The sequence below is a fragment of the Marinomonas polaris DSM 16579 genome (assembly GCF_900129155.1).
In the GTDB taxonomy this organism is placed as follows: Bacteria; Pseudomonadota; Gammaproteobacteria; order Pseudomonadales; family Marinomonadaceae; genus Marinomonas; species Marinomonas polaris.
In genome coordinates this window covers 173,939-196,645 of sequence record NZ_FQVF01000004.1, presented here as the reverse complement: position 1 = coordinate 196,645, position 22,707 = coordinate 173,939, and the positions used below count along the sequence as shown (strand labels likewise).

Genomic DNA, 22,707 nt, shown 5'->3' with positions numbered 1-22,707 from the left:
TCGATGAAAAAACTTCGCCTATTGGTTTTGACTCTATTGAGCTTCGTTTTTGTTGGCTTGCTCAGCGCTCAGGTGAGCGCGGCAAACGGATTTGACCATAGCCGATGGGACTCGTTGCTAAAACAGCATGTGCTGCCGCTCAATGGCGGTCAGGCAAGCCAAGTGGATTATCAAGGCTTTGCCGATGATAAGTCTCAGCTGAAAAGCTATTTAGCGAGTTTGTCCGAAGTGAGTAGCGCTGAGTTTGATGCTTGGCCGAAAGACGAGCAATTGGCGTTTTTGATCAATGCCTATAACGCTTGGACGGTGGCGTTGATTCTTACTAAGTGGCCTGATTTGGATTCGATTAAAGATCTAGGCGGCTTTTTTAGCTCACCGTGGAGCAAGTCTTTTATTCCGTTATTGGGTGAACCGCGTTCTTTGGATGATATCGAACACACCATGATTCGCGGTTCGGATCGTTACCAAGACCTACGCATTCATTTCGCGGTCAATTGCGCCAGCATCGGTTGCCCTGCACTGCGAAACGAAGCCTATACTGGAAAGCGTTTAGATACTCAGTTGGATGAACAAACGCGACTCTTTCTAGAAGATCGCAGTCGAAATCGAATATATAAAGGTAATTTAGAACTTTCGTCGATTTTTAAATGGTATCGAAAAGACTTTGAAAAAGGCTGGCAAGGTTATTCGTCGTTGGAACAGTTTCTGGTCGATCACGCCGCCGATTTGACTTTAAACCCTGAAGAGATTCAGAAGCTAAAAGACAAAGATATGACTATTAGCTTTTTGGATTATGACTGGGCGTTAAATAAAACTTTATAGATCTGTTCTAGTGACATTCGAAAAGTTCTTCATCATTTCCCAAAAAATATTCGCCTGATAACTTTGTGTTTGATGGCGTAAACGAATCATAAAAATAGGCAGCTGATTTTGTGAGGTGAAATTTTCTACTTCCATTGGCACCAGCTGACCATTATCTAACTCCGACTGAATGCAGTGTTTTGGCATTCTCGCCCAGCCAAGACCGTGTAATAGTATGGCTTTTTTTGCTTGAAAATCATTTACATACCAACGTTTCCCCGTTGGTAGTACGTATTGATGTCCGTTCTCTGGTGCGTTTTCTGCAGTATTTGTCACTAAAATTTGTGGGATTGAATATAGTGGCTGCTGTTTTATTTTGGCGTCGTTTGCGCTGAGTGTGGCGAGTAAATCGGGATTGATCACGGCCATCATAGTGATTTTATTTAGCTCGATAAAAGCGTGCCGGTCATCGAGTCCGTATCTTGGGCCAATGGCGATTTCGCATTTGTTCTTGGCGAGTTTTTCTTGTACGCCATAGAGATGATCTGTAGTGATGTCTAAGGCAATGTCAGCATGCTGAAGCTGAAAGGCTTTGATTCGTGACATGCAGTCATCGTCTAGCGCCATTTGGCTTAAACAGAGCTGTAGTGGCGCTTCTGTGCCTTGAGCAAGATCATGCCCTAAGTTTTCCAATTGTAAAACTTGAGACATGAGCTTTTTGCTTTGCTGGAAAAAAGCATGACCTTCGGCGGTCAGCGTTGGGCGATAACTGTTACGATCAAATAACAAAATTCCGTATTGTTCTTCTAAGGCTTTTACGGCCGCGCTAATTCCCGGTTGAGTCTTATGGATCGAATCGGCCGCAGAGCGAAAACTTCCCGTTTCGACCACAGCAATAAAGGCTCTTAGCTGATCTAGTTTCATAAAGCTCACAATATGATTAGTAATTATGATCGTTTTAATAATAAAACGAGATTATTTATTGTTCATTATATGTCTTATCATGGCAATCATTAAAAGAGCCTTACTGTTAGTTTCATGAAGGAGATACATAAGTGGATTCAGCATTCGTCGTGCTATTTTTGGCGGGATTAATTACCGGTTTTTCTAAATTTTCAGTTGGTGGCATGGGCTTGTTGGTGCTGCCTATTGTGATGATCGCCTTTCCTGGGCCTGAAGCTTTAGGGATGATATTGCCGCTTTATATTATTACCGACATTCTGGCAGTGTGGAGCTACCGATCTAAAATTGCATGGGCGGTATTGGCGCGATTTTTACCCTTGGCATTTTTGGGTGTGTTTGTTGCTAGTCGGTTTTTGGCTAACATCGACGCGGATCAATTCGTCAACTTTTTAGGCTTCATGATTATTTTGATGATCGCCTTGGGATTGTATTTGGACTTTCGTCCAGCTTCGTTCATGCAAAAGCCTTGGGCGGCTTATTCAATGGGCTTTTTTGGCGGTATAGTCACCATGATGGCCAACGCTGCAGGTCCTATCTTTAGTCTCTTCTTGCTAGAGCAAAAACTCGATAAGGAAACCTACGTAAGTACTCGTGCTTGGGCATTTTTTATCATTAACGTGCTTAAATTGCCTTTCTACATCAGCCTTGGTTTGCTGTCTGTCGAAAGCACGCAAGCCAGTTTATACGCCATTCCTGGACTGGTCGTTGGTTCATTCATTGGCTATCACTTTTTGAAAAAAGTGAATCCAGTCCAGTTCAAATGGATGATTCGTATTATGTCGACCATCGCCGCTGTGAAGTTGTTTCTTTTTTAGTCATTTATTTTCCCAGTTTGGATAGCATGTCTGGTCGCATAAATTTATTAATAATGATCATAAATAAGATGGAAGGCACGAGCAGAATTAAAGCGGTGATCGAAGCGATCTGATAGTTGCCTTCCATGCTGGCGGTATAAAGCAAAAGCGGTAATGTACTGATATTCGGTGAACCTACGAAGAAAGTGCCAGTAAATTCGTCTAATGACTCTAAAAAGACAAAAATACAGCTGGCGATTAACCCCGGCGCTGCTTGTGGCAACACAATATGGAAGAAGGTATAGAAAGGCCCAGCGCCTAGATTTCTAGAAGCGCGTTCTAGCATGGGATCTGTCGAGGAAAATGCCGCCACACTGATCCAAATGGAAAACATTAAACCATGCACGCTATGGACCAAGATCACACCCAACAAGGTGCCATTCAAACCGAAGTCATAAAATAGTCGAGCTATGTTCATGTACACGGTTAGATTTGGAAACGCCTGAGGAATTAAAAACAGTAACATCCAAAAAACACGTAACGGCATACTGCGTTTTGACAACGCATAACCCGCAGGTACTGAGACGATCAAACAAACCACTACGGTTAACACTGCAATCAACAAACTAGTAAATAAAGACCCTGAGACATCGCTGTAAGGATTAAACACTTGCTGCCAATACTTAAAACCCCATTGGCTTGGTAGTGCATGAGGAAAGTACCAGCTTTCTGTTACGGTCCAAATCAGTAGGTTCATGATTGGCCCAAATATCGCCAATGCGAGCAACAATATAAAAACACATTGCAGCCAGAAACTTATGCGCAAAGAACGTATGTTTAATGTCTTTAGCAAGTTGCTGTTTAGTGAATAAATCATCAGTTCGCCCCTTTTTCTTTTAGATTTTGACGCAGATAAAACCAAGCTAATCCAGCGCAAATACAGTACGACACTAAACCTAGTGCGTTCGCGACATGATAATCGCCATAAGAATTAATACGGAACGCCATGTCCGCGGTCATCATAGTGGGCGAGCCCGTTCCTATCATGAGAGGAACTGACAATACCGACATCATGGTGACAATGGATAAGACCATAGCGACACCAAGCGTCGGGACGATTTGTGGCAAGATGATTTGAAATAAAATACGAAAACGTGACGCGCCTAAATTACGCGCAGCTCGTATTTGAGAATCATCTAAGGCGGCCATCGCGCCTGAAATTAATAAGGTTGAAAAAGCCAATTGCTTCCAAACAAAGGTAATAATAATGCCGCTCCAACCAAGGAAAGACACGGTATCCATGGGGGTTAATAAGCCAGAAGCGACAAAGGCATTGTTCATTAAGCCATTCTTTGCCAAAAAGGTGCGCATCATTTGCGCGGTGACAATAAAGGGAATGAACAAGGGCAAACGATAAAGAAAGCCCAGTGTTTTAGACAAAGAGCGAAAAGGCGATAAGGTAATGAGAGCGGCGATGGTAATGGATAAGACCGCTAAGATGGCGACTGAGATCAGCACAATGATGATGGTGAAGAGGATGTCTTTTGAGTAAAGCTCAAAGGCTTTGTTCAAATGGGCGAGAGTGAATTCGCCGCTGTCTAATGTAATGGCAGAATAGAGTGAGAAGCACAAAGGGTATAAAAAGAAAATACCGACCATGAGCGCTGCTGGGGCGATTAACCAAAGATGGTTTTTAAGTTGATTGGGTGATGTCGTTTGACGCATGTTTATTTCCAATAACCAACACGATATAAAATGGCCCCGAGCAGCTTAATTTAGAGTATCAGCGCTCAGGGCTTATGTTTAACGTATTTCTGTCACTATTATTTAGTTAGAAACGTTACGCTCGTAACCTTCTTTGATGTCATCAAAGTACGGTCCAATCGGGAAGCTCTTACCATATTTTGATAAATCGCTCGGTGTGATTTCCGCGAACAGTTTTTCCCATGTCGCGTTATCAAGCTTGGCTTTTACATAGTTAGCGTCAATTCCTGGATACCAGTTAAATTGCTTCACAATACCGTCGGCTTGTACTTCTGGGCTGGTTGCTAATTCAATGAATTCTCGTGCCAATTGTGGATGTTCAGCTTTGGTTGGAGTTACGTAGTACATTGGCTGCCCAGGCATACCCGGAGCAATCAGAGACAGCTTTAATGAAGGTGGAATCTTGCCTTGCTCTTTCCAGCTGTAGAACATGTCCACCCAAACTGGTCCCATGAAGATTTCGCCACGGTTTAGCATGTCTAATGTGCCAGCGTTACCAGGTGTGAAGGTGATATTTTTGTTGAACTCTTTAAGCTGAGCAAAAGCATTGTCCCAAGAAGACTCAACGCTTTTGTCGTATGGCATAGAAGACAATTTGTTGGCCTCGGTGCCATAAGCGTAAATCCAGCCGGTCACGAAGCTCACCCCAGACATGCCGTTTTTAATGCCGTTGTAACCAAAAGACTTAGGATGTTGTTGCGTCCATTTAACCAATTCGTCGTAGGACTTTGGTGGGTTTTCAACAAAGTCACTGTTGTAAGCAATAGCTGTTTGGCTATGGAACATAGGCATAACGTAACCGTTGACATCAATACCTAAAGCGTTTGTTGCGCTATCGCGGGAAACCATTTTTCCTGTATTGATATCGCTGCGATATTTTGAAAGCAGGCCATTTTTGACCAGTTCACCGCCAATTTGTTGATGCACAACAGCTACATCAATGTCCCATTTAGCAAGGCCACTGTCGTTTTGAGCCGATAGTTTTTCCATGATTTTGTGGGAACCTGCATCACCAGGTCCTGTGCCAACAACGTTTACCTTAACGCCTGGATGAGTTGCCTCAAATTTTGGCGCAAGGTAAGTTTTCACGTAATCCACCATGTTTTGACTACCAGCAGAGGCCACATTGAGCGTGGTTTCTGCATGTGCAAAACTTGAAAATTGAGTGAGGCCGATAGCGGCAAGTACGGCGATGTGAGTTTTAGCAAACATGATTCATCCTCATTGATTTGGCAGAAACGATATTGGTTTTTTGATGGTCAGAATGTTTCTCTTTTTTAGCGAAAACATGCAGAGCATCGATGGGAATACGTAAGGTAACGGGAGTGTGCTCAGGCAGATTCTGATTGTGATCTGCCTGTATGGTGTGCTTCCCGCAGCGCACACTAATTTGGTAGTTATTGCCAAAGAAAACACTTTGTTCGACGTGGCCACTGATAATTAAACCTGCATTGAAATCAGTGCTTTCGGACTTTGGTTGCGCTGATAAAACAGCACTTTCGCTACGAAAATAAATATCTAGTTGATCATCATGGTTACTGAGGTTTAGGCTAAAAGCATCATCATGAATTGGCCATTCGATATGGTTTTCTGCGCCCATAAAGTCGGCAACAAACGGCGTGCTTGGGTGATGGTAAATCTCTTCTGGTGTACCGATTTGTTCTATTTTGCCTTGGTTTAATACGGCAATTCGATCGGCCATTACTAAAGCTTCTTCTTGATCATGGGTAACAATGAGCGAGGTGAAGCCAAGTTGCTTTTGTAGGGCTTTGATTTCATGACGGACGCTTAATCGAACCTTTGCATCGAGATTGGACAGTGGTTCATCTAACACCAACACATCAGGTCTGATCGCTAGAGCGCGAGCCAATGCCACTCGTTGACGCTGTCCTCCTGACAAGGCGGTGACTTTCTCATGCTCTAAACCATCCAGCTTTACGATGCGTAATAGTTCGGCGACTCGAGCATCGATATCTGCTCGCTTGGCTTTTTGAACTTTTAATCCGTAGCCAATATTTTGCGCGACTGTCATGTGAGGCCACAAGGCATAGCTTTGAAAGACCATGGTGATATTGCGCTTTTCGGCTGGCAACTGAGAAACAGCACGATTACCAGCAAAAATTTCGCCATGGCGAACAGGAACAAAACCACATAGCGCATTAAGAAGGGTGGTTTTTCCACATCCGGATGGGCCAAGTAGTGCAATCATCTCGCCTTGCTCAACGGTTAAATTGATATTGTCTAATATCAACTTTTTGCCGTAGCCTGCCTGTAAGTTTTTTATGTGTAAGTGCGCCATTCCTTCTCTTTACTCCAAACCGATAAAAGGTCGATAAAATGAGCGCCGGTAGGTTTTTTTAAGTTTTTTTCAAAAAATGAACACGTGTTCAGTGTTTTGTAAAAAAAATGCAATCTCTAACCGACATTATGGTGGCCTACTTTGTCGGATCTTTATGACAATTTAATTAAGCTAAAAAGACATCTTGGTGAGACAGTATGAAAATTGACGTGATTGGCAGTGGCAGTGCGTTTTCAAAACGCAATAATACTTCCTCGATTAGAATTATAGATTGTCAGAAAAACCAATGGCTTATCGACTGTGGGCCGACGGTTCCACGAGTCATTTGGCAACGCAATATCGATGTGAATGATATACAGGTAATTTATTTTACACATATTCATCCTGACCACAGTTCAGGATTGGCTGCGTTAATTAATCAGTGGAAAAGTTTCAAACGTACCGAACCTTTGACCATTTTTTGCCAAGCGGAACAGCAACAACCGCTACAAGCGCTGGTGGATTTGGCTGTGTGGCCGGAAACTCATGTGTGTTTCGATATTCATTGGCAGGATATTACTGACGGATTCGAATGGAAGCATTGGCAAATTCGTACCGCGAATACCCAACACGAAATGTCGAACAAAGCGATTCGTATCACTGTTGATGGAAAAACGCTGTTTTACAGTGGTGATGGGCGTCCTACCTTAGCCAGTCAAGTGCTTATGAAAGGGGCTGATATCGCTTTTCAGGAATGTGCGTCTTTTGCTGCATTACCAGATGACTCCTCTCACGGTGATTTACCTGATTGCGAACGATTGCTGGTCGATACAGAAGTCAAAGCGTTAGGTATTTATCATTGTTTTGATGAAGCGATACCGAGCTTGCTTAATGCGCTGGCTGATATTCCTGATATGTTTTTGAGCCGAGATGGTTTGCAACTGGATTTAGATAATCTCGATCTCAGCGAGAAGACCTTCAATTTGCTTTCCATAGGGCAAGGAGACAAGTTGTGACAAATTCTAGACGTGGTCGTTCTGCGTCAGCCGAGGATGTTGCGAAGCTTGCTGGCGTGTCGCGTGCGTCGGTGTCTCGGGTGTTTAGTGATCAAGGCAATGTCGCGCGAGAAACCCGTGAAAAAATATTACAAGCGGCAAATGAGCTTGGTTACCAAGTCAATTTTTTAGCTCAAGGCTTAAATCGCAAACGCAGTCAGTTAATTGGCGTGGTTGTAGCGCGTTTGAGCGATCCTTTTCGTAGCAGTTTGTTAGAAGGGTTGTTGAGTGAAATCCAAAGAAAGGGCTATCAAGCGTTGGTGACGGAAGTTCGTGATGCCAATGAGCTGGAAATGACCATCCGACGCTTTACACAGTTTCGAGTCTCGGGCGTGGTCGTCACGTCCGGCCAGCCTCCTGCTGATTTGGTTAAAGAATGCGTGCAGCACAATATCCCTGTGGTTGGCATTAATCGTCACATGGACATTCCTTATGTGGACTTCGTTTGTTCCGACAATAAAATGGCGGCTTCTCTTGTTGCCGAGCAGTTCATTCGTTGTGGTTGTAAATCTATTGGTTGGTTGAATTATAAGGAATCTACTTGGTCTGGTATCAATCGTGGCAAGGTGTTCTACCAAGTAATGGTTGAAAAAGGCGCTTGCGATGAGAGTGATTTACTTCAGATTACAGCCGAGATGGATGGTTACGAAGGTGGAAGGCAAGCGGCTCATCGGTTTTGTGAGCAAGGCAAAATAGTCGATGGTGTTTTTTGTGCTAATGCTCAATTGGCCTGCGGTTTTTTAGATGGTATGCGCGAAAATGGCTTCGATGCGCCTGCTGATTTTCACATTATTGGCTTTGATAATACACCGCAAACTGCGCAATATAGTTACCGCCTGACAACTATTCATCAGGATGTCTTGGAAACCGCAAAGCGTGTTTTATCTCGCTTAGAAGCCAGAGGGCAAGATCCGCATATTGTTCAGAGTATAGAAGAGATCCCGGTCAAATTGGTGATTAGAAATACGTCGCCAAACTTTGAGCCGACCATGATAAGGGCAAAATAACATGCAAGATGAATATCAGGTTTTAGAATCCGCGATCAAACAAGCCGGACAACGTGCTCAAACCATTCGTCAGTCGGGGCTGTCAGTGACTACGAAAGGCCGGCAAGATTTTGTTTCACAAGCAGATATAGCCGTTGAAGACGAGTTAAAACAAGTGATTCGCTCCTTGTTTCCGGAAGATGGTTTTTTAGGTGAAGAGAGTGGTTTGATTCAAAGCGTAGATGCAAACACCAGCGGTGTATGGGTAATCGACCCGATTGATGGCACCACAAATTATGTTCAAGGTATGGATTATTGGTGTGTTTCGGTCGCTTATGTAAAAAATAACGAGATCCAGGTGGGCTTTGTTTATGCGCCTGATCGTGATGAATTTTTCATGGCAAAAAAAGGCCAAGGGGCGTATTTAAATGGTGCTCAGTTAGCTATTCATGATCCTGAAAAAGGTCAGGCTATTATTGGTTTGGGTCGTTCTAATCGTCGACCCGTACAAGAATATTGCGATCTTATCTTGATGTTAGATACACAGAATGTTGAATATCGACGTTTTGGCGCTGGTGCTCTTATGCTTGCTCATGTGTCATCTGGGCTTGTTCATGGCTATTTCGAATCTCATCTTAATAGTTGGGATGCTTTGGCGGGACTGTTGTTAATCAAAGAATCAGGCGGGCAGGTAACAGATTTTCTTAATAATGATGGGCTGCTAAGTGGTAATCCTGTTTGGGCTGCGAGTCCGCAGTTATGGGAGAATTTGAACAAGCTTCTATTTTTGGTATAAAAATCTAGAGCAGGCAAGGGCTGGTTGTTTTCGTACAAAAAGCACACAAAAAAGCTTTTTTACAAGCTTGTTATTCGTTAGGTTGTTCCGTATTACTATGTGGTAGGCAGTAACTTCTGCATTAAGCACGCTATTCCACGGATATTGTATGAAAGACAGCCAGAACAATGAGGTTCGGTTAGAGGATATTCTAAATACCACGCCAATTGCTGTTAGTTGGTCAAGTTTGTCTTCTGGTCGTATTGAATATATCAATAAAGCATTTAGTGAGCTTTTTGGTTTTGTTTTGGGTGATATTCTAGATACCGAAAGCTGGTTCTTACGTGTTTCTCCTCAACCTGAATATTACCAAAACGTCATTGCGCCTTGGATTGATAAATACCGTGGTTATGCATCTGCACATGACTTAAGCGCTACACTATTTTGCAAAGATAACTCCGTTAGACATATCAATATGTGCTTTTCCACGATAGGAGATAAACAATTTTGGTATTTTAATGACATAACAGATCATTGGGTGGCTGAAGAGCGATTACGTGCCCGCAGTGACATGTTGGAAATGGTGGCTAAAAGTTCTGCACTAAAAGACATTCTTAATGTGATTGTTAAGCAGATTCAACAAGAAAGCCCGCTCTCGTTATGCAGTGTGTTGTTGTTTGATAAAGACGAGCAATGTCTAAGGTTGGGTGCGGCTCCTAGTTTCCCTGATGTTTATAACCAAGCTATTGATGGTGTGAAAATCGGTTTAAATGTTGGGTCGTGCGGTACGGCCGCGTATTTAGGTCAGCGAGTCATTGTCGAGGATATTTATGATCATCCCTATTGGGCGGATTATGTTCAGCTCGCCCGTCAAGCCGAAGTCGCAGCTTGCTGGTCTGATCCTATCATGTCGTCCAAAGGGGATTTATTAGGTACTTTTGCCATCTATAAACGTTTTCCTTCAACACCTGCTGAAAAAGATTTTGAATTGATTAATTTTGCCAGTAATTTGGCGAGTATTGCGATCGAAAGTTTTCGGGCACAAGAGGCACTTCAAAAAAGAGCGTATTTTGACCATTTAACTGAATTGGCAAATAGGGGCTACTTTTTTCAGCAATGTGAAACGCTTCTTAATGAGTCGATAGAAGAGAATTATCCACTGGCTATTTTAATGATGGATGTGGATCATTTTAAAAAAGTAAATGATGAGTTCGGCCATAAAATTGGGGATTTAGTGCTACAAATGCTTGCACAGATGAGTCTGTCGATTCTCAGGCGAGACGATCTTATTGCTCGAATCGGTGGTGAAGAGTTTGCTATTTTACTGCCGTTCACTGAAAAGGACGAGGCTTTACGAATTGCTGAGCAGTTAAGGGAGTCAATAGAATCAAGTATGGTATTGAGCCTTGATCATCAGGAAGTATTTTTTACGGTATCATTAGGTGTGGCTTGTCGACAGGATGGCGACTGTACGGTAGATGATATATTGAATAAAGCGGATAAGGCCTTGTATCAAGCCAAAGCGGCTGGAAGAAATTGTGTGTTCTTGGCGATGCCTCAAAGCAATACTTTGTTTTAACTGGTTTTTCTCTTTTCTATAGCACTATCGATGCTCTTCATTAATGGTTTTTTAGCTCTAACTCTGCCAAAATCTCCGCCCTTTTGAACCGTTTAGCGACAGAATATATGAGTCAAAATAGTCAGGTTAATGATATGAAAAACTACCTTGGAGCCTATAGCCCTCAAGTTCAACAGCAGGCGCAAAGTTTGTTGGAGGCGGAAAAATCAGGTGAATGGTTGCTAAAAAAATACCCTGACGTTCATGGACTTAACGGAACTCGTGCTCTGTATGAATACGCAATGGATCTCAAGAATGAGTTTATGCGCAGCTCCCCACCAATCAGTAAAGTCATTTATGACGATAAGATACACATCATCAATAATGCCCTTGGGTTGCATACTTTTGTGTCTAGAATGCAGGGCAACAAGTTAAAGGCGAAAAATGAAATTCGTATATCGTCTTTATTTCGACGTATTCCTGAACCTTTATTAAAGATGATTTTGGTGCATGAACTCGCACATCTCAAAGAAAAGGATCACAACAAAGCCTTTTATAAGCTTTGTTGTTATATGGAGCCAGATTATCACCAATTAGAGTTTGATTTACGTCTATATCTCAGTCATCGAGACCGCTTCGGTGATCTTTGGTCTTGATGGCCTTGCTGTAACTATATCTTCAACTTCGAATAGATCCCTCCCTGAAGAAGCGTTCTCATAAGAGAGAATAGTTCTCGATTGTTTAAATTTCTTATTTCTTGCACTTTCTTTGTAAACCTCTACATATCTAGCTTCTAGATCGAAAACCACATTTTTTTTAAAACGATGTTTTATTATTTTAAAATTTCCATAGCAAAAATACTTTCAAAAATTTAAATAAGGGTTTAAATTAAAACTTCAACCCTATAAAAATAAAACGGTGTTTTGATATGAAGATTAAAATTGTATCTGCAGCAGTCCTGATTGGGCTAACCAGCGTTGCAGCTCATGCAACAACGATTAATATTCGTCATGAGTACGTTCCTGAATACGATGGACAGGATCAAGAAAATAAAGATCGTATTGAAGTCAGTCATCGATTTGCCAATGGCATCGGTTTTGGCGTAGAAGCAAAATGGGGCAGCGCTAAAGGTGCAGGTCCTTTTGATGAACTAAGCGGCAATGGTCAGCAAACGAATATCAGCTATCGCTATAAAATCTCTGACACGCTTACTTTAACTCCGCAGTACAAGTGGGAATCAGGCTCTGACAAAGTAGGTCATCAGTTTAATTTAAGTCTTGGTTATAAAGTAAATGATGATTGGTCTGTTGGTTTCCGTCATCGCTATCATTACGATAAGTTAGCTGATAAGACGAAACAAAACTCTCATTACAACCGTTGGACTTTCTCTACTGGGTACAAAGGTATTGAAGATTGGGGTTTTGGAGCATCAGTTGATTACACTTTCAACCAAGAAAGCTCAGGCCCAAGATGGAAAGGTGACAAGTCAGGCTTTTCTGAAGTTAATTTCACCGGCGAATACAAAGGCTTTAAAAGTGGTTGGAGCCCATTTGCAGAAGTTGGTATGAAACCCTATAAATCTGGCGATACCTACAGTTATAAAGGCGCGCAGGTTAAATCTAATGATAGCTGGCGCCCTGTGTATAAAATTGGCGCTAAATACAGCTACTAATCCTGTTAGTCTTTAATTCATGCACTGTAAAGGCCTATTTTTACTCCCTTTTAGATAGGCCTTTATTTGCTAATATCATTGTTTTTATTAAATGCATAACGACGGAAACAGAAAGGGTATAACTGCCACCGTGTTATGACTCAATATTTAGCGAGAGTATTAAAAGCTTTGGGAAACTAATAATGCTGCTGTATAGCCTTGTGTACGGTTTTTTGCTTTGAACTCTTTGTAAGCATGGAACGAGACAAAAGGCAGGTCTGGCCGGAAGAAACTAAGCTCTGGTCCGATTGCTACCACTTCTCCTTTGTTGCCATTCACAATATTGCTGCTTGCTGGTGCTTTGTCATCGGTTAGTTGTTTGTAGTAAAAACCACCTAGCCCAACTGTCCAATCAGTTAAATGCTGACCAATAGCAAACTCATGCCGGTATTCAATCCCGCTTGTGTAGTTGGTGTCTTTGTTTTCAGTATTGATGTCTAACTGGAAGCTAGAGGAAATTTCAATTTCACTGTCTGTCATGTAAGTGAAGTTAAATGCAGGAGAAAAGGTCCAGTGATTTAGGCCTGTTGTGATGGTATCGTCTTTGCTGTAATGACCCGTTGGAATTTGTATTTGCAATTGTGTATTGGTTGCTAGATTTTCTGATGGATGCCACTGCAAAATGTAAGGCACAATTTGAATATCAGCGATACTAGAATCTGACCCGACTACCGAAATATTTGAATTAGGCACCTTGCCGTCAATATCTAAATCCAAAAATGGGATAACGATTCCGTATCCATAGTTGGCACCTTGAAACTGGGTATCTGTCATCTTTATGTAAGTGAGAGAGAGTGCCTTCACTGTTTGTGAAAAGTCACTTAGATTTTCGTCGCCCTTACCATTTAAATTTTTATTTGCTTTATAAATCGATCCTCTTATAGAGAAAGCACCGATATCTGTTACTGGAGGCATATAGCCAGCGCTAAAACCATAAATGCCTGGAGCTGTACTTGGTGCACCATTTTCAGTGGCGAGTACTGAACCTGATATGACAAGGCCTGCACTGATACCGACGATTGAGTTTAATTTAAATCTATTCATACATTCCTCTTTTATTTTTATTAGTTGTAGTGGAGAAGCATGCCTAGAGTTGAGTATTAATTCATATCCCATATAGGATAGTTGGTGGTTTTAATTGTTTATCTTTGTAACTAATTAGAATGGTTTGTTTATATGAAATGTTTATTTCTGTCTTATAAGGAGCGATGAAAACTAGGGAGAGTAAGGAAAATCTTGATACATGCAAAACGATGGGGCTTCCGATTAGATCAGAGGCTCCATCGTTTATCATAAAAATATTGGGGTTTTATTGGGCACCATTTCCTTGCGCGTTTGGCATTCTGAAGTCGGGTTTTACCTCTGTTATTTTCTTGGTTAGATAGTTTAGTAACACGCCATATAGGGGAATAAACAAACCAAGGCTGATGATGAGTTTAAAGCCAAAATCCGCCAGTGCTATTTCTTGCCAATGTTGTGCCATAAATGGATCTGGACTTTGGTAAAAAGCGATACCGAAGAACGCCAATGTGTCCAAACCATTACCAAATAAAGTCGATGCCGCAGGTGCAATCCACCACTGCTTAAGTTGGCGTAAGCGATTAAATACTTGAATATCAAGTACTTGACCAAGTAGATAAGCCATCAAGCTAGCAATAGCAATTCGTCCGACAAATGTATTTAGTGATGACAAAGCCCCGAAGCCTTGAAACTCGCCTTGAGCAAACACAACTGACAATACATAAGAAACGATTAGCGATGGAATCATGACTAAGAAGATGATTTTTCGAGCTAATGCCGCGCCGAAGATTCTTACTGTGAGGTCTGTTGCTAAAAAGATAAAAGGGAAAGTGAACGCACCCCAAGTGGTGTGGAACCCTGATACCGTGAAGGGAATCTGAACTAGATAATTGCTAGAAGCAATGATTAGTAGGTGGAACATCGCAAGGTAGCACAGTGCCTTGCCTTTTTGCACAGATGTAAAAGTACTCATATTGTGACCTTTTTCGTTTGATTGGGGTGAGGGAACCCAAGTTTAAAATTTAATGACGCTTTATTTTGACATCTGACCGTAAGGTCAAATGCGGAGCAGAATTATACATGATTCATTTGGTTAAAAAAGCACCAAATGTAATAAATCGCATTTGATCAGCTGAAAGTTTGTATAAAAACACAACCAGCGAGCCTTTTAGTGTATTAACACTTTGTATGGTTTCAATTCTTTGAGTTTAGTGGATAGCCAATACGTGAGATCCAGTTGTGGTAACACCAGCCGAACAGAATAATAAGCAAGCATCCAGATAGAACTGGCGATAGTAAAAACCCCCATGACACTTTCAGTGATAGTACTAAAAGAGGGTTCGCGCCTGCCGGAGGATGTAGTGTATTGGTTAACATCATCAAGGAAACGCCGACTCCAACACTTATTGCCATGGTTAATGGGGTTACATCCCAGAATTGTAATGCGATTAATCCTATTGTGGTTGTTAATAAATAACCGCCCAGAATATTTTTGGGTTGAGCTAAAGGGCTTTTAGGTAGGGCGAACAGGATAACCATAGTTGCGCCAAAAGGCGCCATCATACCAAGATACTCTGGTGCAAGCTGAGCGCCTTGGGCAATCATAAAGATACACAGTGTTGCTCCAATCCCCGCCAGGCAAATAGTAAAGAATCTCGATTGATAAAATGAAGTGAAAAAGTTGGATAGCATGAATGGATTCCTCTTGAACGTTGCTTATCGTCGGTAAATACAGGTAGACCGATTTGTCTTTGCAATGGTAGACAAGTCTGTTCACTCGTGTCAATATTCTTTTTCGATTAGGGAGAAGTGAAGTGACTAAGCCTGACTTATTAATACACGCCGCGTTTAAGCTTTTTTATCAACATGGCATTCATGCTGTGGGAATAAATCTGATTTTGTCGGAAACCGGTGTGGCAAAAAAAACGCTCTATCATCACTTTAGTAGTAAAGATGCTTTGGTTGAAGCTGTGCTGATTTACCGAGATCAGATCTTTATGGATTGGCTAACATCAAGAATGATGGCGGCTGGGGAAGGAAAAACCGCTGTTTTAGCCTTGTTTGATGCGCTTGATGATTGGTTTCATGACAAAATTGAGGTGTTATCGCCATTTAAAGGCTGCTTTTTCGTAAAAGCCAATGGGGAGTTTTCTGATCATGTGGTTAATGAAATATGTCAGCGCCATAAGCAAAATATTACGTCTTTTATTCAAGCGAATCTTGTAAGCTGTTCAGCTAAATTGGCTTCAGCTGATTTGGCACAGAGCATAAGTGTGCTTAAGGAAGGAGCGATTGCGCAGGCGTATGTAGCGGGTGACCTAGATGCTGCTAAGAGAGCAAAAGCAATGGCTGTTGCTCTCTTAGGCTAATCTGAAAAAACTGTACCTAAATTGCTAATTAATCTTCGTCGTCTGAACTGTTAATACGAGCTAAACGGTCTTGTTCTTCTTCGAAGGCTTCTTTGATTTCTTGTAGTACGGAATCGACATCGGCTTCTTCTGTTGGCTCTTCGAATAGACCTGTCAGTTCGGTGTGCGGCGTTAATTTACCTGCTTCAAATAGCGCCCATATTTCTTTGGCGTATTTGGTCTCAAGAAGTTCTGGCGCGAACATGCCGTAATAATTGCGCATATTATTTACGTCACGTTCTAGCATCCATTCGGCATTATTATTTGCTGCTGCATCAACGGCCTGAGGAAGATCTATAATCACAGGGCCTTGAGAATCAACCAATACGTTAAATTCAGATAAATCACCGTGGATCAAACCAGCACACAACATGCGGACAATATCTTTGATGATAGTATCGTGATCTCGTTTAGCTTGCTCTTCCGTCAGTACTACATCATTGAGGCGTGGTGCTACTTCACCGCTATCATCGGTAACGAGCTCCATCAATAAAACGCCATCAAAGCATCCATAAGGAGTTGGAGCGCGAACACCAGCAGCCGCTAATCGATACAAGGCATCGACTTCAGCGTTTTGCCAAAGGTTCTCTTGCTCATCTCGGCCAAATTTAGAGCCCTTTTCCATAGCTCTAGAACGACGGCTATTGCGGACTTTTCTGCCTTCGCGATATTGCACAGCCTGTTTAAAGCTGCGTTTACCGGCTTCTTTATATACTTTTGCGCAACGGATCTCTGATCCACAGCGTACTACGTAGACAGTCGCTTCTTTTCCGCTCATTAATTGTCGAAGTACTTCGTCTACTAAGCCATCTTCGATGAGTGGTTGTATTCTTTTAGGGATTTTCATGCGGCTCGTTATACAGTGATTAGATGACAAATGAAACTACCAGAAATAGAAAATAGACTTTATCGCCGGTATAGCGGAATCATTTCTACCTTGCAATTAACAAGGCTATTCGTTGGAATCTCGCTTTTTATATTCATTCCTTACTAAATACTCAACCATCTCGTTGATTTTCATGTTTTTTTCTTCAGCCAGCGCATTTAGCTTTTGCTTGGTGTTGAGCGTCATGCTGATGCTGTAAGGTTTTCTACCACTCGATTTTTCACGAAATTTTTTCTGACTCCAAGCTTTTTTCATTTTATCAATGATTAATGCTTTACGGTCTACGTTATCAGATAAATCGATAGTAGCAATAACCGCAGCTTTTTTTTCTGCTTCTGTGGTCGGTATCCAAGCCTGTTTTAGAGGTCTTTGAGTAATATTTTGCAGATAAGACCAAGCCCAGACCCATTGTGATGGATTATTTCCTTCAAGCCAATTGACGATCGTTTCATTAAAACGAATTTCCTGCCATTTCGCTTTCAGTTCTTCGAGTAGGTCTTGCTGTTGTTGTGTATCTGCTTCGCCATGATAAAAAGCATCCAAGATATCCATGTGTCTATCAGCAGCATTGCTTCTTTCGGTATTGAACGCTTTTCCTGAAAGCAATAAGAATGGGTTTTCTTTCGTTGGATCTTGTTCTGATTCGGTTTCTGACTTTTTAGTAGTGCTTTTTAAGTAACACCATGCCCAATTGCATAATCTTTCGTCTTTTTTATCTATCCAGCGGAAATAATTGGAAGGGAGTTGGCTTGCTTTAAACGCAGTACGCATTTGAGTTGCAAAGTTCTGCGGCGCTCTTTTTTTGTTGATTAGATTTTCTAATTCTTCATTCAGCTTTTTTATACGCTCAGCTTGCGAATTACCGCGTAAATTTTTCAAAGATGCGCTTCGAATATTTTTGAGTAAATAGTCATTATAAAAAGTGCACTCTCTTTCAGACGAAGCATCAAGAAAATCAATATTATCTCTAATCATAGCTTTTTATTCCTTTTTGATTTTTTCTTATTCTAAAATGCTATCTATTACTGTGTAGTATGTTTCGTAAATCTTACGTGTATTCGTGTAACCTTACAATAATTTTACAGTGTATTTATTGATATTATAATGATCTCTTGGTCTTTTTTGATATTAAAATTCAATGGTTTTTTCCAAAAACGAGAGCTGTTCTCTATAGGAAGTATGTTTAAGGAAATGGATAGAGGGCTTGAGGTTTTAACTGTGTTTTTCGATAACTAATGTTGAGTGGATCTCTTTTAGCTGAGTTGGATGGAGTTATTAGAAAAGGAGGACGGAGCTAAAAATGGGCTGAATTGGAAATAGTAATGGAATAATAGCTTTATATATCAAGATGTTTTTGTGCGTAGAGCGATTCTTATGTTTGCTAGAAAGATAATGTTTTTTTACTGGATGGAGGTGGGTAGGTGGAAGATATTTAGTGAGAAAAATAGGAGCTAAGTGTTACTCGTGCGAATGGTATTGCGCCCAGATTGTTTAGCTATATAAAGGTGGCTATCAGCGATTTTGAATACAGCCTCTTTTGAAGAAGCTTCATATGAGTATCCAATGCCAATGCTTACCGTAATGTTGGATATGTTGTCGATGACGAGGTTACTGACTGCTGTTCTTAAGTTTTCAGCTAGGGTCATTACTTGCTTTGGCGTTCTATTCAAAGTAAGGACAATAAATTCTTCGCCCCCCCAGCGACCCAGAACATCGTTAGGATGAACTGTTCGGCTGAGTTTACCTGCTATGCTGCTAAGTACTTTATCTCCCGCCAAGTGACCATTTATATCATTGACCTGTTTAAAATGATCAATGTCGATTATTAGAATTGCGTAATTCTTCTTTTGCTCTGTTGAATCTAGATTAAGCTCGTTAAAAACTTTTTCAATTCCTCGTCGATTTAGTACTCGAGTGAGTAGATCGACATAAGCATAGTTTTCGAGTGTGTCTGCTCGTTCTATGACTTGGTCGGTTTTGACTCTGAGTTTAATCACTGTCCATAGCAAGAATATGTAAATAAGGTGTGCAATAGCAATATTTAAGACCACCCCCATTGTGTCTGCCATTGTGTGGTATTGGATGATCGCTATGTAATGGCCAATGATGGTTACAACAAAGACGATGATGGTTGTGGGGGCGGCTTTTTTGACTTCGAGAAATAGATAAGCAATGACATAATTTAGCCCCAACCACTGCGCAGCGTTTGAAAACAAGCCATTAGCAGCCATGTGATGCCAAATACTTGAGCTAATTAGATAACCGGCAACGATAAAGTAGACAAAAAAATGTAGGCTTTGATGATTGATTTTAGTGGCGACACTAAGGATAAAAACAAGGCTAAAAGCACCTATGCAAATAGGGTAAGCTGCGGCGTCAAAGGACACAATAATTCCGCTTGAAGCATCAATTGTCCATATTGCACTAAAGCCTAAAATAGCGACAACAAGCATTCTTCGAAACAATGTTGGAGACATTGATGAAGTGTTAAGTTGCCTATTTGACGTGCTTTGGAGTTTCATTGCACAAGTAAACTCTGCATATATAGGCCTTATATTTCATATTAAAACCGACGCGCTAACAAGTAGGTGATAGCTCTTTTCTTGTTAACGCCGCCTATACTAAACGACAAACCTATTTAATTCATTTTTTAACGACAAGCTTGAATTTTGAAGACGATCTGCAGCTTCGGCAATTTCCTCTGTGCTGTTCCTGTTAAAGATAGCTTGGCTTTCCACGTTAGACATTAGTGATAGCACCTGGTGAATATCTCTTAAGACATTAGTTACATTCCCAGAAGTGAATTGCATCTTCTTACGGGTGTCAGACATAGTTGTCGAACTCTCTGTAATGCTGTTTAGCGCCTGAGAAGATTCCTCTAGTAGCTGATTAAACTGGCTTTCGCTGTTTTTCATTTTGTCAGCAACCTTGCTTATCGCTGAGATGATACTGCCAATGGCGATACCAGTATCATTCAAACTGCTTTGAGTGCGGATAGCAAGTTGGCGAACTTCGTCAGCAACAACCGCAAACCCTCGTCCTTCCTCTCCTGCACGTGCCGCTTCAATTGCGGCATTTAGCGCTAATAGGTTGGTTTGGTCTGCTATACCACTGATAGAGGAGAGGATTTTATTAACTTCTTCTGCTTTATGCGAAAGTAAGTTTAATTCGTCAGAAAGTTGTGATTGAGACAATGCTGTTTCATTGATGATTTTGGTTACTTTACCGAAAGCATGCTGCCCTCTTTCTAAGGAAGTAGTTGCACTCTGAGTGTCTTTTACCGCCGTGGTTAAATCAGAGTCTGATACTTCTAATAACTGACTAGTCGATACCGCATGCTGGCGGGCTTCATCGACCGCTGATGCAATTTTTTGTGCTGCTAAACGGATTTCTTTACTGCTACCTTGAAGTTGGGAAGATACTGTGGAGTTTTCAATAGCCGAATTAGTTGATGCTGATAGCGTTGATTGAAGCTCTGAAATTAAATGATTGAAGTCTTCTAGTAATAGACCAATTTCATCTGAATTGGTTTTGGAGCGTAAGGTAAGATTACGTGTTGTCGCAATAGTGCGCATTAGTACTTGAGCTTCGGCGAGAGGCTTCAATATATGAGAAACAAGCCAATAAATAATGGTCGAGGAGATAATGAATATTATAAAGCCGATTATGCTAGATATTATTAAGGTTTTTTGTAATTCCGCTTGTATCCTAGATAGCAGTATATCTGCGCCAGCAACAAATTTTTGACCGTTCTTTGTTGTATAAGGAATAAATATAGATCTGAATGTTCCCCACTCATCTGTATATTCGTCGAATATTGGCTGTGTTCCATTTTGAGAGAATGCCTTTAGTAGCTTGTCACTTGGATCTTCATAGGATGGCAAAGGTGCGGGTAGTTTATTGCTTTCGACTTCTTCTGGATCGGGTGTGTCTAATACAAATACAATATCGTCAGACGTTTTAACCATGGTGTAGATATATTCTACATCTGAGAATTTTAGAACATTGTAGGCTTTTAGTTGCAGAAGGTCTGATTGAGCTACAGTGAAACTACCATGAGAAATTTGGTCGTAAATATCTGCATCCGCTAGTTCTGCCGCGGTATTTGCGGCAAACATGAGATTACGATCGACCTGATCATATAAGTCTGTTTTGCGAACATCGTAAAGATAAGCTGTATAACAGATACTGGCTAAAGCATTGAGTAGAAGAACTGTTATTAACAGGCGAGACTTAATTGTTGTAAACATGTGATTTCCCTATCGAATACGAAGCTGACAGCTGATTTTTACCTAATAATTATTAGAATAATAACAACGAATTACTTTATTTTGAACGACGTTTTTTATTTGGTTTTTTGTCTTTTGAAGGGTGTATGCCTAGCGCTTTTGCTCTTAATTCTTTTTTAGATGGCTCGCGCTTTTTCTGGGCGTTGTTTACTTTGTTTAGGTCTGGTTCAAAACCTGGTAGCCACTGAGGAACAAATTGCTCACCAACTAGTTTTTCAATGTCTGTTAGTAGATAGCGCTCTTTTTCGGAAACTAAGGAGATGGCAAGGCCTGTTGAACCAGCACGACCAGTTCGGCCGATGCGGTGAATATAGTCTTCTGCGTTGTAAGGTAATTCGTGATTTACGACATATTGTAATTGCTCTATGTCTATACCTCTTGCTGCAACATCAGTTGCTACGAGAGCACGTACTTTGCCTGCTTTAAAATCTGCCAATACGCGATCACGTGCGCCTTGGGATTTGTCACCATGGATGGATTGAGTGGCAATACCATCTTTTTCCATTTCTTTGGCTAGCTCGTCAGCGCCTTGTTTGGTGCGAGTGAAAATAAGTACTTGTTGCCAGTTTTTAGATCCTATGAGGAACGACAGTAGGGCACTTTTTCGATCTTGATCTACCGCGTAAATCGTTTGCTCGACCTGAGTCGCCGTGGTATTTCGGCTGTTCACTTCGATTAATTGTGGGTCTTTTAATAGGGTTTTGCTTAGGGCGAAAATTTCGTCATTGAAGGTGGCGGAGAAAAATAAAGTTTGTCGAGATTCAGGCAGTTTTTTCAATATTCTTTGAATATCAATGATAAACCCCATGTCTAACATGCGGTCTGCTTCATCTAATACTAGGGCTTGTAACTTACTTAAATCAATCAGGTTTTTCATGATGAGTTCAAGTAAGCGGCCTGGGGTTGCAACCAACACATCACAGCCTTGTCTCAATGCATCGAGTTGCACATTTATACTTGCGCCACCATAAGCGACAACCGACTGGATCGGTAGTTTTGCGCTGTATTTAATGAAGCTAGCATGAACTTGTTGCGCCAATTCGCGAGTAGGCGTGAGTACTAGCACTTGAATGCCTTCAGCATTATTTGAGTCTTTAGCTCGTAGAATTTGGTGTAACAGCGGTAAAGCAAAAGCGGCCGTTTTCCCTGTACCAGTTTGCGCTCCGGCCATAAGATCTTTTTTCGCCAAGACGGCTGGAATGGCGGCAAGTTGAATGGGCGTTGGTGTTGTATATCCCAGCTCTGTTACTTGCTGAATAATGTCTTGATGAAGTCCTAAAGACGCAAAGCTCATGGATGTCTCGCTTATTTTTAAGGTGCAAATTGAGGGCGCTAGTGTAGCACTTTGCTGACATTTCAGAGTTGTTTTTTGATTTGATTTTAGAAGGTTATTGTTTTTAGAAGACAAAAAAGCAGAAC

General features: G+C 41.3%; 22 protein-coding genes. 9 read left to right on the top strand and 13 right to left on the bottom strand.

What is annotated here, in order from left to right; genetic code table 11:
• Positions 1-3: 3 nt before the first annotated feature.
• Positions 4-822 carry a DUF547 domain-containing protein gene (locus BUA59_RS04780; protein ID WP_084122169.1) on the top strand — a complete coding sequence of 273 codons (819 nt, stop codon included), beginning with the start codon at positions 4-6 and terminating at the stop codon, positions 820-822.
• On the opposite strand, the gene BUA59_RS04775 is transcribed toward BUA59_RS04780, so the two are convergent.
• Positions 817-1,725: a LysR family transcriptional regulator gene (locus BUA59_RS04775; protein WP_072838586.1), complete on the bottom strand. Its 909-nt coding sequence runs from the start codon at positions 1,723-1,725 to the stop codon at positions 817-819. The two genes, BUA59_RS04780 and BUA59_RS04775, sit on opposite strands and share 6 nt — an antisense overlap.
• A 131-nt stretch (positions 1,726-1,856) precedes the next feature.
• Between BUA59_RS04775 and BUA59_RS04770 the strand changes: the two genes are divergently transcribed.
• Positions 1,857-2,579, top strand: coding sequence for a sulfite exporter TauE/SafE family protein (locus tag BUA59_RS04770; protein WP_072838585.1), 723 nt, complete (start codon positions 1,857-1,859; stop codon positions 2,577-2,579).
• Between the two features lie 4 nt (positions 2,580-2,583).
• On the opposite strand, the gene BUA59_RS04765 is transcribed toward BUA59_RS04770, so the two are convergent.
• The 4 genes from BUA59_RS04765 to BUA59_RS04750 all read right to left on the bottom strand — a co-directional run bounded on the left by BUA59_RS04765 (position 2,584) and on the right by BUA59_RS04750 (position 6,621).
• Positions 2,584-3,435: an ABC transporter permease gene (locus BUA59_RS04765; protein WP_072838584.1), complete on the bottom strand. Its 852-nt coding sequence runs from the start codon at positions 3,433-3,435 to the stop codon at positions 2,584-2,586.
• Positions 3,435-4,283, bottom strand: coding sequence for an ABC transporter permease (locus BUA59_RS04760; RefSeq protein WP_072838583.1), 849 nt, complete (start codon positions 4,281-4,283; stop codon positions 3,435-3,437). The genes BUA59_RS04765 and BUA59_RS04760 overlap by 1 nt, the downstream gene beginning before the upstream one ends.
• A gap of 102 nt (positions 4,284-4,385) precedes the next feature.
• Positions 4,386-5,534: an ABC transporter substrate-binding protein gene (locus BUA59_RS04755; RefSeq protein ID WP_072838582.1), complete on the bottom strand. Its 1,149-nt coding sequence runs from the start codon at positions 5,532-5,534 to the stop codon at positions 4,386-4,388.
• Positions 5,524-6,621 (bottom strand): ABC transporter ATP-binding protein, encoded by a 1,098-nt coding sequence (locus tag BUA59_RS04750; RefSeq protein ID WP_072838581.1) that lies wholly within the window; start codon positions 6,619-6,621, stop codon positions 5,524-5,526. Before BUA59_RS04750 ends, BUA59_RS04755 begins: the two co-directional genes overlap by 11 nt.
• 197 nt (positions 6,622-6,818) lie before the next feature.
• Between BUA59_RS04750 and BUA59_RS04745 the strand changes: the two genes are divergently transcribed.
• The 6 genes from BUA59_RS04745 (at position 6,819) to BUA59_RS04720 (ending at position 12,646) form a co-directional block, all read left to right on the top strand.
• A complete protein-coding gene (locus BUA59_RS04745; protein ID WP_072838580.1) occupies positions 6,819-7,616 on the top strand; it encodes an MBL fold metallo-hydrolase in 798 nt (265 codons plus the stop codon).
• Positions 7,613-8,662, top strand: a complete 1,050-nt coding sequence (locus BUA59_RS04740; protein WP_072838579.1) for a LacI family DNA-binding transcriptional regulator — start codon at positions 7,613-7,615, stop codon at positions 8,660-8,662. Before BUA59_RS04745 ends, BUA59_RS04740 begins: the two co-directional genes overlap by 4 nt.
• A gap of 1 nt (position 8,663) precedes the next feature.
• The gene (locus BUA59_RS04735; RefSeq protein ID WP_072838578.1) at positions 8,664-9,437 is read left to right on the top strand and encodes an inositol monophosphatase family protein; all 774 of its coding nucleotides are present in this window, start codon (positions 8,664-8,666) and stop codon (positions 9,435-9,437) included.
• A gap of 148 nt (positions 9,438-9,585) precedes the next feature.
• Positions 9,586-10,995, top strand: coding sequence for a bifunctional diguanylate cyclase/phosphodiesterase (locus BUA59_RS04730; protein WP_072838577.1), 1,410 nt, complete (start codon positions 9,586-9,588; stop codon positions 10,993-10,995).
• Positions 10,996-11,129: 134 nt separating this feature from the next.
• Complete coding sequence (locus BUA59_RS04725) at positions 11,130-11,630, top strand: YgjP-like metallopeptidase domain-containing protein (protein WP_011978025.1); 501 nt, start codon at positions 11,130-11,132, stop codon at positions 11,628-11,630.
• Positions 11,631-11,902: 272 nt separating this feature from the next.
• Positions 11,903-12,646, top strand: coding sequence for an oligogalacturonate-specific porin KdgM family protein (locus tag BUA59_RS04720; RefSeq protein ID WP_072838576.1), 744 nt, complete (start codon positions 11,903-11,905; stop codon positions 12,644-12,646).
• A 159-nt stretch (positions 12,647-12,805) separates the two neighbouring features.
• Here BUA59_RS04720 and BUA59_RS04715 read toward each other — a convergent pair whose 3' ends face one another.
• The 3 genes from BUA59_RS04715 to BUA59_RS04705 all read right to left on the bottom strand — a co-directional run bounded on the left by BUA59_RS04715 (position 12,806) and on the right by BUA59_RS04705 (position 15,397).
• On the bottom strand, positions 12,806-13,729 hold the full coding sequence (locus BUA59_RS04715; protein WP_072838575.1) for a SphA family protein: 924 nt from the start codon (positions 13,727-13,729) through the stop codon (positions 12,806-12,808).
• A gap of 265 nt (positions 13,730-13,994) precedes the next feature.
• Entirely contained in the window at positions 13,995-14,678 is a 684-nt protein-coding gene (locus BUA59_RS04710; protein WP_072838574.1) for a 7-cyano-7-deazaguanine/7-aminomethyl-7-deazaguanine transporter, read from the bottom strand.
• 221 nt (positions 14,679-14,899) lie between these two features.
• Positions 14,900-15,397: an HPP family protein gene (locus BUA59_RS04705; RefSeq protein ID WP_072838573.1), complete on the bottom strand. Its 498-nt coding sequence runs from the start codon at positions 15,395-15,397 to the stop codon at positions 14,900-14,902.
• Positions 15,398-15,519: 122 nt separating this feature from the next.
• Between BUA59_RS04705 and BUA59_RS04700 the strand changes: the two genes are divergently transcribed.
• The gene (locus tag BUA59_RS04700) at positions 15,520-16,074 is read left to right on the top strand and encodes a TetR/AcrR family transcriptional regulator (protein ID WP_084122167.1); all 555 of its coding nucleotides are present in this window, start codon (positions 15,520-15,522) and stop codon (positions 16,072-16,074) included.
• A gap of 28 nt (positions 16,075-16,102) precedes the next feature.
• Here BUA59_RS04700 and BUA59_RS04695 read toward each other — a convergent pair whose 3' ends face one another.
• From BUA59_RS04695 to BUA59_RS04675, 5 genes are all read right to left on the bottom strand, one after another.
• Entirely contained in the window at positions 16,103-16,960 is an 858-nt protein-coding gene (locus tag BUA59_RS04695) for a PA4780 family RIO1-like protein kinase (protein WP_072838571.1), read from the bottom strand.
• Between the two features lie 105 nt (positions 16,961-17,065).
• The gene (locus BUA59_RS04690; RefSeq protein WP_072838570.1) at positions 17,066-17,974 is read right to left on the bottom strand and encodes a hypothetical protein; all 909 of its coding nucleotides are present in this window, start codon (positions 17,972-17,974) and stop codon (positions 17,066-17,068) included.
• A gap of 476 nt (positions 17,975-18,450) precedes the next feature.
• Entirely contained in the window at positions 18,451-19,521 is a 1,071-nt protein-coding gene (locus BUA59_RS04685; RefSeq protein ID WP_072838569.1) for a GGDEF domain-containing protein, read from the bottom strand.
• Between the two features lie 99 nt (positions 19,522-19,620).
• Positions 19,621-21,249, bottom strand: coding sequence for a methyl-accepting chemotaxis protein (locus BUA59_RS04680; RefSeq protein WP_072838568.1), 1,629 nt, complete (start codon positions 21,247-21,249; stop codon positions 19,621-19,623).
• A gap of 76 nt (positions 21,250-21,325) precedes the next feature.
• Complete coding sequence (locus BUA59_RS04675; RefSeq protein WP_072838567.1) at positions 21,326-22,582, bottom strand: DEAD/DEAH box helicase; 1,257 nt, start codon at positions 22,580-22,582, stop codon at positions 21,326-21,328.
• Positions 22,583-22,707 lie beyond the last annotated feature (125 nt).